The organism is Litorilinea aerophila (genome assembly GCF_006569185.2).
Taxonomy (GTDB): domain Bacteria; phylum Chloroflexota; class Anaerolineae; order Caldilineales; family Caldilineaceae; genus Litorilinea; species Litorilinea aerophila.
Genome location: NZ_VIGC02000004.1, coordinates 104489 through 120591 on the forward strand (window position 1 = coordinate 104489; position 16103 = coordinate 120591).

Consider the following 16103-nt stretch of genomic DNA (forward strand, 5'->3'; position numbering starts at 1 on the left):
GTTATCGGTTGAAGCGATTCATGGCTGCTTCAATGCCCTCGAACAGCCAACAGACCACAGCATCACAGACGGTGACCCGCAGGGGACCGAAGATCTCGGCCTCCTCCTGGGGGCTGAAGTCTTGCAGCACGTAGGCGGCCGGATCCATCCGCCCGGGCGGCCGGCCGATGCCCACCCGGGCCCGGTGGAAATCCTGGCTGCCCAACTGGTTGATGATGGACTGGACGCCCCGCTGGCCGCCGGAGCTGCCGTTGCGGCGCAGGCGCAGGCGTCCCGCCTCCAGGTCCAGGTCGTCGTGGATGACCAGGATCTCCTCTGGGGCGATCCGGTAGTAGCGGGCCAGGGGGGCGACGGCCTCGCCGGAGGCGTTCATGTAGGTCAGGGGTTTGACCAGGAGGACCCGCTGCCGGCGGCCATTGTCCTGGACCCAGCCGCTGCCCAGGCGTGCCCGATGTTGCATTTTGTCCAGGGGGATCTGGTGCCGCTCGCTGAACAGATCCACGCACTGGAAGCCGATGTTGTGCCTGTTTTTCGCATAGCGCGGGCCGGGATTGCCCAGGCCCACGATCATCTTGATTTCTGCCACGATATCCTATTCCAACACAAAAGGCCCATCTTCCGCCAATGGGGGGCTTATCGACCTGCGTTTTGGCTGCGCAGGCGGCCTCCCATTGGGAAGATGAGCAAATCGGGGTGAGCAAACAGAGAAAGGGCAATCACTCCCGAACGGGAGGCTTGCCCCTGTCATCACATCCGATCAGCTGTACTGTTTCCAGAGCCAGCTGAAGAGCCGTTTGCCCGCGTACAGGGCGGCCACGCCGAAGAACAGGGCGGCGCTGAAGCGCACGCCGTTCCAGAACTGCCGGCGCAGACGATTCAGGGACAACGCCTCGCCCAGCTGCCGGGTGACGCTGTCGCCGGGCTCCGCCACCACCGCCGGGCTCTCACCGGCCGTCCCGACCACGGAGCCACCGGCCCCGGCTGCGCCTGCTGTGTCTGTGCTCGTGTCCGCCGGGGGGGCCAGCACAGCTGCCACGGCCACGGTGGGGGTGGGTGTCGGTTCGGCCAGTTCCGGCTGGCTGACTTCCCCCACCACGGGTGTGGGTTGGGGCGCAGGCGTGAACGTGGCCGTGGGGATGGGCGTCGGCGTCGGTTCGCTGGGCGTTGGCGTCGGGGTAGGCGCCAGGTTGACGCTCAGGTTTTTGGCGAAATATTCTGCGTAATTGCCGTCAATCTTCACCACCCGCAGCCGGATGCTGTAGACGCCCGGGGGCAGGCCGCCCGCATGCCAGACACCCAGCTGGCCGTTGATCACCGGCTGGGTGCCGCCATCAAAGTAGATGTAGGCATCGTCGCCGCTGGGCTCCGCCTTGTAGTGGAGCTCATATTTCTGAAAAGGCTCGATCACGGCCGTGCCAAAGATGGGCACATCCCCCGCCACAGCGGAGCCAGTTGCCGGGGATGTAATGCCGGACTCCACTCCCTGGGCCTGGGCCACTGCTGGGGGCGACAGAAGGGTCAGGAGCACGCCCACGGCCAGCCCCAGCCGCGCTGTCCATTCGCGCAGGCCACGCTGCCAGCGCATCCACCCGGACAGGAGGCTTTCCTTCCTGGCCGTCACCGGGGACATCTTCCCATCTCGGGTCGAGCCATGACGCCAGACCGTCCGAATCATTGATATTGTCATCATCTCCAAAGGCCGATCATCCCGTCGGCCGGGCCGTTCAATTGCTCCCACTGGCTGCCAGCAGCCGATCAATCTCCGCGGCCAGCCCGTTGTAATCGAAGGGGTTCTCCACCTGCTGACCGTTGATCATGATGGACGGCGTCCCGGTGAAGCCCAGGGCGATGGCCTGGTTGGCCGACTCCTGCACGGCGGTGCGATACTTCTGGCTGCTCATGCACTGGAGGAAGGCCCGGCTGTCCAGCCCCAATTCATCCGCGTACTGGACCAGGGCATCCAGCAGATAGCCGGCCTGGCCTCGATCCTGGGCCTGGAAGAGGCGGTCGTGGTAGGGCCAGAAGGCGTTCTGGTCGGCGGCGCACATGCCCGCCATGGCGGCCATTTCCGAGCCCGGTGCGAAGCTCTGCAGGGGGAAGAAATGATATTCCAGCTTCACCTGGCCTGTCTTCACGTAGGCCTCCATCAACTGGGGCTTGATCTGCTCAGTCCACTGGCGACAGTGGGGACACAGAAAATCTTCCCACATTTGAACGGTCACCGGCGCGTCCGGGTTCCCCAGGCTGGTGCCGTTGACCCACTCGGCCGGCACGTCCGGCGGGGTGATTTCTGCCACCGACTGGCGGCTGTTCAGGGCGGCCAGGGCGATGACCAGGATCACCACTGCCGCGGAGATGCCGATGATCCAGTAGCCGATGGCGTTTTGATTTTTGCTGCGCCGACGCACCTTGCTGGTACGTCTCGTCGCTGTTTTGGCCATGACGATTTTACTCCCCGTCCGTCATTCAAACGGACTCCATGCAATCAGCGATCCGGGCTTTGAGCCCGAGCCTGTCCTCTGGGATCGAAGATCCTCGATCCCCCGTCTGCGATCGAATGAGCCTGCCCGCCGACCCCACCCCTGGAGGAGGGCAGGCGGCATGGCGTCTCCAGTATACGTGTTTTGGGGCGGCCGGGCAAGAAGATCCAGGGTGTGGATGCGTACCTTGTCCCGTCACCAGCCGCTGGCGGTGAAGACCCGTTGAAGGATCACTTCCCGCTCCTCCGGCGTGGCCCAGCGGGGCTGGCCGTAATCCTCCAGCACCGTGGGCAGCAGGCGGGTGCTGATGTGGCGCCCCTGGTAGATGGTGTGCTTCACGATCAGCCCCTGGCGGGTGGTCTCGCTCCACATCTGGTCGAAGAAGAGGTTGCCCAGGCCGTAGAGGATGAGCCGGCCGTTCAGGAACTGGATGGCCTGGGGGACGTGGCTCTGGACGCCGGTCACCACGTCGGCGCCGGCCCGCACCAGGGCCGAGAAGTCCTGTCGCTGTTCCCACAGGGGTTGGACGTCGTAGCTCTCCTGGTACTGCAGTTCGGCGAAGACCACGTCGGCCCGACCCTGTTCCTTGATGTTGCGGATGGTGGCGGACATGATGTTCAGGTCGAAGGGCGCGCTGCCCGGTCGGGAGTCGGTGGCCCAGGCGGACGGCGGGCCATAGCTGTTGGCGCCCAGAAAGGCCAGGCGGTTGCCGTTGTGTTCGATGTAGAGGGGGGCAAAGGCGGCTTCCCGGTTTTCGCCGCCGCCGTAGACGGGCAGGCCCGCCTCGGCATAGATGGCCAGGGACTGGAGGGCCGCTTCCACGCCGTAGTCGTTCTGGTGGTTGCCGGTCAGGCCCACGATGTCCACCCCCGAGGCAGTGAGGGCCTCCATGTACTCCGGCTTGCTGCAGAAGACCAGGTTGTCCAGGTCGGTGTTGGTTTCGCAGCCGGGCACGAAGGGGACCTCGTTGCTGATGGCCGTGATGTCGGCGCTGGCCAGCTCTGGTCCGACGATGGCCGCGGGCCAGTCATAGCCGTAGCGATCCATCTGGGCCGCGGTCAGCCGGGTCATGGCGGTGACGCCGGTCATGGCCACCACAGTCAGCCGATCCGGGTCCCGGTTGGCGGGGGCCATCTGGGCGAAGAGGGCGTCGATGGCCCGGCCCTGGGCCGGGGTGACGGGGTGGATGTGGGCGTAGACCGTAGCCACCAGGGGATAGGCTTCTGGATCGAAGTGGTGGGCATTTTCCACCGGGTTTTGACCGTCCACGGCCAGGACGGCCAGCCGTGGCTCCAGCAACTCGAAGGGGAGGAGGGCCAGGGTGGGGGTGCTGCCCCAGGTGGCCTCCCGCAGCTGTTCCACCGTGGCGTACCCCTGAACGGTGGGGCCCGGCCCGGCCAGGATCTGGCTCAAGGCAGGGATGGTCTGGGTGAGCACGGCCACCGCCTGGAAGCGTTCGTCCTCCCCCTGCCAGGCCGCCTCCAGCTCGGCCCAGGTGATGTCGGGCTCGACCACGTCGAAGCGGGTGGCCGCGGCGAAGAAGAGGCGGTAGATGGGGCGCCCCGCGGTGCCGTCGCTGGCCTCTGGCTCCAGGCTCAGGGTGACGCTGGGCGTGTCAGCCGGTACGGTGGTCGTGAGCACGTTGACATAGCCGCTCACCACCTGGTCCACTGCGCTGCGGACGGTGGGCGGCAGCGCCGGATCCAGAACCAGGACGATGGGGGTGCCCTCCCTGGCCACGGTGGCAGGCGGGGAGGACGCCGGCGGCGTTGCGGTGGGCGTTGCTCGGGGGGCCAGCAGCGCGGCCAGCCCGTCATCCCCGGGGCCGGCGGCCGCCTGGACCGGCCGGTTGCCCGGTGTATGGGGGATGTGGGTCAGGGACCAGATGGCCAGCGCGATGCCGGCCAGGATCATGAGCGCACTGGCCAGAACAGTCAGTTTGCGAGCCAGGGATGTGTTGGACATGGAGCAAAGGGACCTTCCAGGGATGGGTCGATGGGTTCACGGTTCATGGTTGGCTTTACCTGGCCAGTATAGCGCAGAGCAGGCCGGACTGCAACGGAAAAGGCGGGAGAGCTCCTCTCCCGCCTTTTCCGTTGCCTGTTGATCGGTTTGGGGATCAGATGGAAACCGATCGGGTGGTGAATTGTCCTGGGTTCAAGGCGTTTCGGTGCTTCGTGATCAGCTTCGGATCACCATCAGCTCATTGACTACCGATGTGACGCCGGGCTGGGCGGCGGCAACCTCCTCGGCTGCCTGGCGCATTTCGGGGCTCTGCACGTCGCCCTGGAGGATGATCACTCCCCGGTCGTCGATGACCTCGATCACCGCGTTTTGGGTGCGGGGATCCCGGCTGAGGGCAGCCTGGACCCTGGCCACCACGCTGGTGGGCTCCGGCGTGCCTGTGGCGGAGCCCTCCGGTGTAAGCAGGTGCTCCACCAGGGCCGGTCCGGCTTCTTCCGGGGGCGAGTAGCGAGGCAGCCGGTCCAGCTCGTCGTTGGAGATGGAAGTGAAGATCTCATCTTCGTAGAAATCCTCCACCTGCTCCACGGGGAGCACCAGCCGCTGCGGGATCAACCCCCGGCGGATGACCAGGTGGGTGATCTCCCGGCTCTGGGGATGGATCAGGACGTGATCCAGATGGCCGATGGTCTTGTGCAGGTTCTCCACCTTGGTGTCCCGCCCCAACACCACCCGATCCGAGGAGACGCCCGTGCGGACTCGCCTGCGTACCATGACCGGTTCTGCCGGCAGTGGTCCAAAACCCGGGGCCACCCCGCTGGCGGAGACATAGCGGCCGCCTTCACTGGCAGGCTCGCTGATCTCGGTCTCTCCGTACTCGGTGAAATCCTCCAGCTGGGCCTCGCTCACATCCAGCAAGATACCCTCTGGCGTCGTCCCGACCAGGGTGGAGATGGGCACGACCCGGCTGTGCTTGAGGAGCATGCCCCGTTCCACGATCAGGTCGGTGACCTGATGGGTCTCTGGATCCACGGCCACTTTCAACAACCTGCCGCCCGCGGTGTCGTTGCACAACACCCGTGCGCCCAAGTTCAGGTCAAGCTCGTACATGCTGCACCTCCTGCAGTCAGTCCCATGGCCCGGGGGAAGCCATGTGGAGCCGTAAGCCGTGCCCCTATTATGGCAGCATTTGGACTGGCAAGCCGGTCTCTTGTGGGACCCGTGTCGGACGTTATGTTTACTGGTTGGCGACTGGGGGCTGGTGCAATCTGGACGGATTGCTGACGGGCGGCCCACCGGCATCTGTCGCTGTCCCTTCACCCACCTGGGTTTGGCACCATCGGGCGGCTGCGAGCCGTCGCTACGAGAGAATCTTTGATAGCCCCTGTTCGGCCTGTTCGGAGGCACTTGACCGGCCCCTGGAAGTAAGCTATAAGTCAGGGAGGATGTTTCAATCTCTACCCAAGGAGGTATCCCGTGACAATCCCGGTCGGTCTCAACATCTGGTCCGGTTTGGTGGGCCATACCATTCCCTATCTGGACGCCACGGTGGCGCCCTTCGATTCCATCTGGATGCCGGACCACGTCCAGTATGGGGCGAAGCCGGTGGCAGAAGGGTGGAGCCTGCTGGTCTACGCCCTGGCCCGCTATGAGGATAAGATCTGCGGCCATCAGGTGCTCTGCAACAGCTTCCGCAACCCGGCCCACCTGGCCAAGATGGCGGCCACCTGCCAGATCCTCTCCGGCGGCCGGGTAGTGGTGGGCATTGGCGCCGGCTGGAACGAGGAGGAGTATCTGGCCTACGGCTGGCCCTTCCCCAGCCATCGGGTGCGCATCGCCCAACTGGCCGAGGCCATCTAGATTCTGCGGGCCATGTGGCGGGAGGCGCCGGCCACCTTCCAGGGCGAGCACTACCAGATCGAAAATGCCTACTGCGAGCCAAAGCCCGATCCCATACCGCCCATCATGGTCGGCGGATCTGGCGAAAAGTATCTGCTGCGGGTGGTGGCCGAACATGCCGACTGGTGGAATTACATCTACCAGGACCGGGCCACCTATGCCCATAAGCAGCAGGTGCTCCAGGAACACTGCCGCCAGGTCGGCCGGGACTACGACGAAATCGTGCAGGTCATCGCCTCCCAGATCCTGATCGCCGAAAACGAGACGGACCTCAAGCGGCTCCAGGAAGATCCGGCCGTCCGCCCGGTCACCAGTAACGGCCTGGCCGGCACCCCGGAGCAGATCACCGAACAGCTGCTGGCCGGCATCCAGCAGGGCGCCCGGCGGGTTCACGTCAGCTTTGCCGATTCCCCCCGTACCGACGGGACCCTGCTCTTTGCCGAAAGGGTACTGCCCCATCTGTAAAGCCGCAGAGTTCACAGATGGTTCGACTGCTGGTTCGCCTGCAAGAAGGTGAAATCAGGACGCTGACCCACGCACATGAACGCCGATTCGGTTTACTCTTTCCTGCGTTTCTTTGCGTCTTTGCACCTTTGCGCCTTTGCGTTCAAAAATGCCCTTTTTGCAGGGAAGCCAGGAAAAGGACGATAGCATCCGATGGTCGCTGCCTACTGGAGCACGCTGCGCCTTTTCAACCGCAACGTGCTGCTCTACCTGGGTGCCACCGCGTTGCTGGGTTTTGCCGTGGATGGCGGTGTGTATGCCGTCATCTTCAACCTGTATCTGTTGCGCCTGGGCTTTGGGCCAGAATTCATCGGCCAGGTCAACTCGGCTGGCCTCTTCGTCTTTGCCGTGGCCTGTCTGCCGGCAGGGGCCCTGGGTGGGCGGTGGGGAAGCCGTCCCCTGCTCCTCGTCGGCATGGCACTGATGGGGCTGGGGGCCTGGCTCAGCGCCCTGGCAGAGCTGGCTGCTCCCGGGGCGCCGGGCGGCTGGCTATTGGTGGCCAACATGGTGGTTTACCTGGGGATGGCCCTCTACTACACCAATGCAGCCCCCTTCATCATGGAAGCCACCACACCCGCCGAGCGCAACCATCTCTTTTCCATGCAGACCGCGGTGCTGGCGCTGGCCGGCTTCACCGGCAGCCTGCTGGGGGGCTTCCTGCCCCGCCTCTTTGCCCTGGCCACCGGGATTCCCCAGGAGGAGCCTGCCCCCTACCGCTTTCCCCTGTTTCTGACGGCCTGTCTGCTCCTGCCCGCCCTGTGGGCCCTGTGGCAGACGCGCCTGGCGCCCCCACCGGGGCTCTCCCAGGCCGAGGGGCCTGGGCCGGTATCCCCGTGGCTGCCCCGCCATCGGCTGGCCCGCATGGGGTCTTCCTTGTTGGGATTGATGCTCGCCCTCATCTGGATTCGGTTTCTGCAGGTGGCCGGGGTGGGCGCGGCCACCACCTTCTTCAATGTCTACATGGATCAGGCTCTGCAGGTGAAGACCGCCCAGATCGGCCTGCTCACGGCCCTGGGACGCCTGTCCGCGGTGCCGGCGGCCCTGTTCACCCCCATCCTGATGCAGCGCTGGGGCGCACCCCAGACGGTGATCCTGGCCTCGGGGGCGACGGTGCTGGGACTGCTCCCCCTGGCCATCGGCGGCCACTGGGCCATGGCGGGTCTGGGCTTTATCGGCGTGGCGGCGGCTTCGTCCATCCGCTACCCGGCCTACATGGCGTTTACCATGGAGCTGGTGCCTCCCCAATGGCGGGCTACCCTCTCCGGTGCCGGGGAGATGGCCGGCGGCCTCAGCTTTGCCGCCATGGCCCTGGTCGGCGGGTACGTGATCGCCCACTACGGCTACCCGCCTTTGTTTCTGCTCAGTGCCGGCCTGGCGTTCCTGGGCACTGTCACCTTCTGGCGCTATTTTCGGGATCGATGACTGACTCTGCTGCACAAAGGTCAAATGAGGACGCTGACCCACGCACATGAACGCTGATTTGGGTGATTCTCGCCTGCGTTTCTTTGCGCCCTTGCGCCTTCGCGCCTTTGCGTTCAAAAATGCCCTTTTTGCAGGGGAGTCACGATGAAGAGGAAAAATGGGTGAAAGTCTTGCCAATCTTGGGTCCAAAAGGAGGAGATGGAATGGCTCTTGAATCGATCAACCCGGCGACGGGCGAGGTGGTGGCGCGCTACGAGGAGATGAAGCCGCAGCAGGTGGAAGAGATCCTCCAGCAGGCCCACCAGGCGTTCCAGTCCTGGCGCCGGACGCCCTTCGCCCGGCGGGCGGACTTGCTCCGGGAGGCAGCCCGGGTGTTGCGGGGGCGGGCTCAGGAGTATGCCCGCCTCATGGCCCTGGAGATGGGCAAGCCGGTGCGGGATGGCCGGGCCGAGGTGGAGAAGTGCGCGTGGGCCTGCGAGTACTACGCGGAGAAGGGTGAAGCGTTCCTGGCGCCCGAGCTGGTGGAGACCGACGCCAGCAAGAGCTACGTGAGCTATCAGCCCCTGGGCGTGGTGCTGGCCGTGATGCCCTGGAATTTCCCCTTCTGGCAGGTGATCCGCTTTGCTGCGCCAGGGCTCATGGCCGGCAATGTGGGCGTCCTCAAACATGCCTCCAACGTCTCCGGCTGTGCCCTTGCCCTGGAGGAGCTCTTCCGGGAAGCCGGCTTCCCGGAAAACACTTTCCGCACCTTGCTGGTGAGCAGCAAACAGGTGGAGGCCATCATCGAAAACCGCCACGTGATGGCTGTGACCCTCACCGGGAGCACGCCGGCTGGCCGGGCTGTGGCCGCCAGGGCCGGCGCCATGCTCAAAAAGACGGTGCTGGAGCTGGGAGGCAGCGACCCGTACGTGGTGCTGGAGGACGCCGACCTGGCCGCCGCGGTGGAGACCTGTGTGGCCGGCCGGATGATCAACGGCGGCCAGAGCTGCATCGCGGCCAAACGCTTCATCGTGGTGGACGCCGTGCGGGAAGAGTTCCAGGCCCGGGTGGTGGAACAGATGGCCAGCTACCAGCCCGGCGATCCCCTGGACGAGGCCACCCGCATGGGGCCCCTGGCCCGGGTAGACCTGCGGGACGAACTCCACGCCCAGGTCCAGGAGAGCATCCGCCAGGGCGCCCGCTGTCTGCTGGGCGGGGAGGTGCCGCCGGGCCCCGGCGCCTACTACCCACCCACGGTGCTGGCGGATGTGGGACCCGGCATGCCGGCCTACCACGAGGAGCTCTTCGGCCCGGTGGCCACCATCATCGCTGCCCGGGACGAAACGGACGCCATTCGCATCGCCAATGACACTGCCTTCGGCCTGGGCGCGGCTGTCTTCACCCGGGACGTGGCCCGGGGAGAGCGCATCGCCCGGGAGGAGCTCCAGGCGGGCTCCTGCTTCGTCAACGCCTTCGTCAAGTCCGACCCCCGGCTGCCCTTCGGCGGGGTGAAGGAGAGCGGCTACGGCCGGGAGCTCTCCTACCACGGCATCCGGGAGTTCGTGAACGTGAAGACCGTCTGGATCCGGTGAGCCTCAGAGGGGCGCGATTTCCGCCAGCCGGACCGGGCGGTTCTCGTCGTACGAGCGGCGGGCCGCCAGCCCCATGATCACGGGAATGCGGCCGTCACGGCCGTTGACCGGGGTGGGCCGGTCCTGCAGCACCGCCTCCACGAAGGCGTTCATCTCGGCCACGTAGCTGTCGATGTAGCGCTCCAGAAAGAAGTAGAGGGGCGGATCTCGCCGCACCTGGCCGGCAGTGCTCACCACCGCGGTGTTGGGGTAGTTGTTGGCGGTGGCGACGCTTCCCTTGCTGCCCAGCACCTCCACCCGCTGGTCGTAGCCGTAGACGGCCTGGCGGCTGTTGTCGATGACGCCCATGGCGCCGTTTTCAAACTTCAGGGTGATGAGGGCCGTGTCCAGGTCGCCCGCCTGGCCGATCTGGGGATCCACCAGGACGCCGGCTGCCGTGTAGACTTCCGTGGCCTCGCAGCCCATGAGGAAGCGGGCCATGTCGAAGTCGTGGATGGTCATGTCCAGGAAGATGCCGCCGGAGACCTGGATGTAGCTCAGGGGAGGCGGCGCCGGATCCCGGCTGATGATGTGCATCAGGTGAGGCGCGCCGATCTCCCCGTCGGCGATGGCCTGGCGGACCCGGGCGTAGTTGGCGTCAAAGCGCCGGTTGAAGCCGATCTGGAGCTTCACCCCGGCCCTGGCCACCGCGTCCAACGCCTGGTCGATTTTGGCCAGGTCGTGGTCGATGGGTTTTTCACAGAAGATGTGCTTGCCCGCGGCCGCGGCTTCCTGGATGATCTGGGCGTGGGTATGGGTGGCAGAGCAGATCACCACGGCCTCGATGGCCGGGTCCTCCAACAGGCGACGGTAGTCCTGGACCGCGGTGGGCACCCGCAGGCGGCGGGCCACCTCCTGGGCGGCCTCCTCGATCACGTCGGCCACGGCGATCAGGTTGGCTTTGGGAATGCGGTGGGCCAGGTGCTCGGCGTGCATGCGGCCGATGCGGCCGACGCCGATGAGGCCCAGGTTCAGGCTGTTGCTCATGTTTTTGGCCAATTCTGTAACTTCCCTGCGAAGAGGGCATTTTTCAACGCAAAGACGCCAAGACGCAATGCACTACCGGCTACAGGCCGATGGAGCGGAGGTAGGCCCGATTGCGGGCCGCGCTCTCCTTGGGCGTGCCCATGCCGGGCAGCACATCCTGCTCCACGGTGATGTAGCCCTGGTAGTCGTGGGCGCGCAGCCAGGCCAACACCCCGGGGAAGTCCACGCAGCCCTGGCCCAGCTCACAGAAAATGCCGTGGCGGACGGCCGTGAAGTAGTCCCACTCCTCCCGGCGGGCCTGCTCCAGCCGTTCCTGGCTGCAGTCCTTGAAATGGATGTAGCGGATGCGATCGGCGAAGCGGTCCAGGGCCTCCAGCAGGGTGGCGCAGCCGCCGGCGCCGAACGCGTAGTGGCCGGTGTCGAAGACCAGCCCCAGCAAGACTGGGTCCGTCAGTTTCAGCAGCCGCTCGATCTCCGCGGGGGTTTCCACAAAGCCGGCGCAGTGGGGGTGAAAGACGGTGGTCAGGCCGGTCTCGGCCGCGACGGCCCGGGCGATGCGGTTGGCGCCCTGGGCAAAGATCTCCCACTCAGCCTCGCTCATGCCCATGGCCGGCGTCACCCGGCCCGCGTGGGCCGTGCGCACCGGGTCGGTGCCGTTGGCGTCGGCCAGCACCAAAAAGGGGCGCACCGGCTGGCCCAGGGCGTCGGCCACGGCCGCCAGGAGCCGGGCCGTGCGCAGGGCCACGGCCTCCCCCGGCTTGTGGCTGACCGGATCCCGCAGGGGGAAGCCCACGTAGGCGCCGGTCAGATGTAGCTGGCGGGAGGCCAGCTCCTCCTGGAGCAGTTCCGGCTCCGTGGGCATGAATCCCCAGTCGCCCAGCTCCGTGCCGGTGTAGCCGGTTTCGGCCAGCTCATCCAGCATCTGCTGGTAGCCGATGGGCTGTTGCGGGAGGCCTTCGAATTCCAGGGTTCCCCAGGAACAGGGCGCGTTGCCGACGAGGATGGTGCCCATAGGTTCTCTCCCGGTTGATGGCAGGCTGTGGGCAGCCCCGGGGGGACAGCCCCCACAGCCCGCAAGGTTACTCATCCAGTTCTGTCCAGCAGGTCACGTTTCCATACGTGACCGTTTGTCCGGTTGACCGCTTGTCCGGTATGGAAACCGGACCTACGGAATCGTGAGCGCCATTTCGCAGGACAAACGGCTTTACTCATCCAGTTCAGTCCAGCGTTTGTAGTAAAAGTCGCTGTTTTCGTCGTTGTTAAGCCGGGCCATCACCTCGAACATCCACTCGTCCAGGTGGGCATCGTGGCGATCCGCCCGGGGGAAGGGGTTGTCGTAGCCTTCGGTCAGGGCGCGGCCGACGAAGTCCAGGCCCATCAGGGCCAGCTCGGGCACGTCGATGTGGCGGATTCCCTCGATCTGCATGAGTTTCTGGTTGACGTTGGCCGTGGTGACGCCGCCGGGGATGAGGGGCAGGGCCCGGGTGCGCATCATGGGGTAGAAGATGTCCAGCACCACCCGGTCGGTGCCGATGGCGGAGCGGGTGGCCTCTTGCAGGAATTCCTTGGGGATGTAGAGGCTGGTGGAGTAGGCGCCCTGGCGGCCGTATTCCCGTTGGGTCGGGTCCCGGCTGATCTTGTCCAGGCTGCCCCGCCAGTCGGCGAAGACGCTGGCCTCCACGGCGATGCCGTTTTCTTCCAGCACCGAGGGGAAGCGCACGGCCATCTCGCCCATGACGAAGCGGGTGATCTCGATCTCCTTTTCCGTCAGGGGGCGCAGCTTCCACTGGAAGAGGCCATTTTCGTCCACATCCTTGACGTAGACGGGCGGCATGCCGGGCAGCAGGCCGGAAATGGCCGCGGCCACCGTGTTGAAGTAGACCACCCGGTCCGCGCCGGCTTCCTTCAAGGCCTGGAGCAGGGCAGCCAGGGGCGGCCCTTCCAGGGCCATGCCGTCGTTGAGCCAGTGGAAGCGATTGCCCATGCCCGCGGCCTCGGCCTGGGCCTGCATGGCCTTGCCCGTCTCGTAGTTCAGGGAGCGGGTGAGGTCCCGGCCGATGATGGTGACGCTGGCGGCCTTCCCCGTGCCCAGGATGGCGGAGGCGAAGGCGCCGCCCAGGCCGGGGCCGGTGGCGCCGGCCAGCAGGAAGTGGCGGCCCTCCACCCAGTCCAGGTTGAACTGGCCGGCCTCCAGCAGCGCCGACTGGGCCTCCCAGTTCTTGCGCAGCAGCGCGGCGGCTTCCTCTGGGAACGCGGCGATCTCCTCCTTGGTGGGGCGGGTGAGCGCGGGTGCCCCCTCGCGGATGGGCAGGTTGGGGTCTGGGCGACCAAAGGGACTGATGATGTTGTTTGTCATGGCTACCTCATGCCTCTGTTTCTCATGTTGGGCGGATGCAGTTGTTGCCGGGCACCGTCAGGCCGGCTCCTGGCGTTCCAGGCTGACCACCTCTTCCCAGGTGCCGCTCTCCCAGGAGCGTACCATGGCCGCCTGGACGCTGGCCAGCTGGAGGGCTTCCCGGAAGCCGGGGGGGCGGGGGGTGCCCTCCACCACCGCCTGCAGGAACTGATAGGCCTCGATGGCTTTCAGATCCTCATAGCCGATGCCGATGCCGTCCCCCGGGTTGAAACGGCCGTGGAACGGGAAGCCGGGTCCGGCCAGCAGGCGGGTATAGCCGTCGTGGGCCTGGGTGCCCTCGGGCAAGTATAGCTCCAATTCGTTCATCCGCTCAAAGTTCCACCGGGCTGCGCCGCGGGTGCCGTTGAGCTCAAAGGCCATCTCGCACTTGGGGCCGAAGATGACCCGGCAGCTCTCCAGGGTGCCCTGGGCGCCGTTCTCGAATTCCACCAGGGCGCTGACGTAGTCCTCGTTGGTCACCGGCCCTTTGGGATCGTCGGGCTGGCCCACGGCAAAGTGGGTGCCCCCGGCGGCGGGCCGGGGCAGGGGCCGCTCGGTGATGAAGGTGTGGCGGCGGCTGACCACCCGGCGGATGGGGCCGGCCAGCATGTGGGCCATGTCCACCACGTGGGACATGATGTCGCCCAGCACGCCCAGCCCCGCCTGTTCCCGGTCGAAGCGCCACGTCAGCAGGCCATACGGGTTGCTCCCGTACATGGAGAAGAAGCGCCCGCGGTAGTGGGTGAGCCGGCCCAGCTGCCCCTCCTGGATGAGCTGGTGGGTGTACTGGACCATGGGCGCCCAGCGGTAGTTGAAGCCCACAAAGCTGAGCACGCCGGCCTTCCGGGCCAGATACTCGATCTCGGCCGTTTCTTCCGGCGTACGGCCTACCGGTTTCTCGCAGAAGATGTGTTTGCCGGCGGCCGCGGCGGCCCGCACCATCTCCAGGTGGAGGTAGTTGGGCGCGGCGATGTTGACCACCTGGACCGCGGGGTGCTCCACCACTTCCCGCCAGTCGGTGGTGACCTGTTCGAAGCCCAGGGTCTCCTGGGCCCGGCGGGTCCGCTCTTCCGCTTCATCGGCACAGATGACCAGCCGGGGCCGAATGCCGCTCTCGTAGAAACGGTCCGCCACCTGACGGTAGGCCCGGCTGTGGACCATGCCCATCCAGCCCATGCCGATGACGCCGATGCCGATCTGATGTGTCATGAAGAAGGTTCCTTTTATCAAAACTTCCGGCTCCACTCGCGCGGCCAGCGTTCCACCACCACCTTGGTCTGGGTGTAGAACTCGACGCCGTGGCGCCCCTGGGCGTGGAGGTCGCCGAAGAAGCTCTCGTTCCAGCCGCTGAAGGGGAAGAAGGCCATGGGGGCGGCCACGCCGATGTTGATGCCCACGTTGCCCGCGTCCACCTCGTAGCGGAACTGGCGGGCGGTGGCGCCGCTGCTGGTGAAGATGCAGGCCATGTTGCCGTAGGGCCGCTTGTTGACCAGCTCGATAGCCTCGTCGATGTCCCGGGCATGCATCAGGCTGAGCACCGGCCCAAAGATCTCGGTGCGGGCGATTTCCCCCTCTGGGTTGACGCTGTCCAGCACGGTGGGGAAGACCCAGAAGCCCTCCTCATAGCCGCTCACCTGTTTGCCCCGGCCGTCCACCAGCACCCGGGCACCTTCCTGCTCGCCTTTGGTGATGAGGCTTTCGATGCGGGCCTTGCTCTCCCGGGTGATGACCGGCCCCATCTCCACCCCTTCGTCCAGGCCGTAGCCCACCTTGCGGCTGGCCGCGGCGTCGGCGATCTGCTCGGTGAAGATGTCCCGAGCTTCCCCCACGGTGATGGCCACCGAGGCAGCCAGGCAGCGCTGGCCTGCGCAGCCGAAGGCGGAATCGGCCATGATGCGGGTGGCCGCGTCCATGTCGGCGTCCGGCATGATGACCACCGGGTTCTTGGCGCCGCCCTGGCACTGGGCGCGCTTGCCGTTGGCCGCGGCCCGGCTGTAGACGTACTTGGCCACCGGCGTGGAGCCCACGAAGCTGATGGCTTTGATGCCCGGGTGATCCAGCAGCGCGTCCACCGTTTCCTTGCTGCCGTTGACCAGTTGCACCACGCCGGGCGGGAAGCCCGCCGCCTCCAGGAGCTCGAAGAGCTTCTGGCTGGTCATGGGCACCTTTTCGCTGGGTTTCAGGATGAAGCAGTTGCCCGTGGCCAGCGCGTAGGGCATGAACCAGAGGGGGATCATGCCGGGGAAGTTGAAGGGGGTAATGGCCGCCACCACGCCCAGGGGCTGCCGGATCATGTGCTCATCGATGCCCCGGGCGATGTCCTCGTTGTTGTAGCCCTGCATCAGGCTGGGCGCGCCGCAGGCCACTTCCACATTCTCGATGCCCCGGCGCATCTCCCCCACGCTCTCCGCGTAGGTCTTGCCGCACTCGTTGGTGATGGTGCGGGCGATCTCGTCCAGGTGTTCTTCCAACAGGTTCTTCAGCTTAAACAGGTACTGGATCCGGTCGGTGACCGGCGTCCGCCGCCACTCGGTGAAAGCCTGCAGCCCGGCCTGGACCGCCGCGTCCACTTCGGCGGCGGGGGAAAGGGGCACCCGGGTCATGACCCGGGCGGTGGCCGGGTTGGTCACGTCCAGGTACTGGCTGGCGCTGGAGCGCTGCCACTGTCCGTTGATAAAGTTGAGAAGCTGTCCATTGGTGCTCATGGGTTTGTTCCTTCTTTCAATTCCAGCAATGCCGGCTTCGACAGCCGTTTTCATTCAGGACGGAGCCGCACCGGCGGAGGCCCACTTCGCCAATGGGCCATCCTCGTGGTGTACTGGCTCCGTGCCACCCCAGCCTCCG

12 protein-coding genes and 1 pseudogene are annotated in these 16103 nt (G+C 66.0%); 3 read left to right on the forward strand and 10 right to left on the reverse strand.

What is annotated here, in order from left to right; translation table 11 throughout:
- Position 1: 1 nt before the first annotated feature.
- The 5 genes from pth to FKZ61_RS03940 form a co-directional block, all read right to left on the reverse strand.
- Positions 2 to 571, reverse strand: coding sequence for an aminoacyl-tRNA hydrolase (gene pth / locus FKZ61_RS03920; protein WP_268251875.1), 570 nt, complete (start codon positions 569 to 571; stop codon positions 2 to 4).
- A gap of 186 nt (positions 572 to 757) precedes the next feature.
- Positions 758 to 1675: a hypothetical protein gene (locus tag FKZ61_RS03925; RefSeq protein WP_229964131.1), complete on the reverse strand. Its 918-nt coding sequence runs from the start codon at positions 1673 to 1675 to the stop codon at positions 758 to 760.
- Between the two features lie 49 nt (positions 1676 to 1724).
- On the reverse strand, positions 1725 to 2441 hold the full coding sequence (locus FKZ61_RS03930; RefSeq protein WP_141608772.1) for a DsbA family protein: 717 nt from the start codon (positions 2439 to 2441) through the stop codon (positions 1725 to 1727).
- Positions 2442 to 2675: 234 nt separating this feature from the next.
- Positions 2676 to 4445 carry a CapA family protein gene (locus FKZ61_RS03935; protein WP_141608773.1) on the reverse strand — a complete coding sequence of 590 codons (1770 nt, stop codon included), beginning with the start codon at positions 4443 to 4445 and terminating at the stop codon, positions 2676 to 2678.
- Between the two features lie 216 nt (positions 4446 to 4661).
- Positions 4662 to 5552 (reverse strand): BON domain-containing protein, encoded by an 891-nt coding sequence (locus tag FKZ61_RS03940; protein WP_170199212.1) that lies wholly within the window; start codon positions 5550 to 5552, stop codon positions 4662 to 4664.
- Between the two features lie 438 nt (positions 5553 to 5990).
- On the opposite strand from FKZ61_RS03940, the pseudogene FKZ61_RS03945 reads away from it, so the two are divergent.
- The 3 genes and pseudogenes from FKZ61_RS03945 to FKZ61_RS03955 all read left to right on the forward strand — a co-directional run bounded on the left by FKZ61_RS03945 (position 5991) and on the right by FKZ61_RS03955 (position 9838).
- Positions 5991 to 6806 (forward strand): annotated as a pseudogene (locus FKZ61_RS03945) (LLM class flavin-dependent oxidoreductase).
- Between the two features lie 192 nt (positions 6807 to 6998).
- Positions 6999 to 8267, forward strand: a complete 1269-nt coding sequence (locus FKZ61_RS03950) for an MFS transporter (protein ID WP_141608777.1) — start codon at positions 6999 to 7001, stop codon at positions 8265 to 8267.
- 203 nt (positions 8268 to 8470) lie between these two features.
- Positions 8471 to 9838, forward strand: a complete 1368-nt coding sequence (locus tag FKZ61_RS03955; RefSeq protein ID WP_141608778.1) for an NAD-dependent succinate-semialdehyde dehydrogenase — start codon at positions 8471 to 8473, stop codon at positions 9836 to 9838.
- 3 nt (positions 9839 to 9841) lie between these two features.
- Here FKZ61_RS03955 and iolG read toward each other — a convergent pair whose 3' ends face one another.
- The 5 genes from iolG to FKZ61_RS03980 form a co-directional block, all read right to left on the reverse strand.
- Complete coding sequence (gene iolG / locus FKZ61_RS03960; RefSeq protein WP_141608876.1) at positions 9842 to 10864, reverse strand: inositol 2-dehydrogenase; 1023 nt, start codon at positions 10862 to 10864, stop codon at positions 9842 to 9844.
- A gap of 79 nt (positions 10865 to 10943) precedes the next feature.
- Positions 10944 to 11876 carry a sugar phosphate isomerase/epimerase family protein gene (locus FKZ61_RS03965; RefSeq protein ID WP_141608779.1) on the reverse strand — a complete coding sequence of 311 codons (933 nt, stop codon included), beginning with the start codon at positions 11874 to 11876 and terminating at the stop codon, positions 10944 to 10946.
- A gap of 192 nt (positions 11877 to 12068) precedes the next feature.
- On the reverse strand, positions 12069 to 13220 hold the full coding sequence (locus tag FKZ61_RS03970; protein WP_141608780.1) for a hypothetical protein: 1152 nt from the start codon (positions 13218 to 13220) through the stop codon (positions 12069 to 12071).
- 57 nt (positions 13221 to 13277) lie between these two features.
- Positions 13278 to 14468, reverse strand: a complete 1191-nt coding sequence (locus tag FKZ61_RS03975; RefSeq protein ID WP_141608781.1) for a Gfo/Idh/MocA family protein — start codon at positions 14466 to 14468, stop codon at positions 13278 to 13280.
- A gap of 17 nt (positions 14469 to 14485) precedes the next feature.
- Entirely contained in the window at positions 14486 to 15964 is a 1479-nt protein-coding gene (locus FKZ61_RS03980; protein WP_141608782.1) for a CoA-acylating methylmalonate-semialdehyde dehydrogenase, read from the reverse strand.
- Between the last annotated feature and the right edge of the window lie 139 nt (positions 15965 to 16103).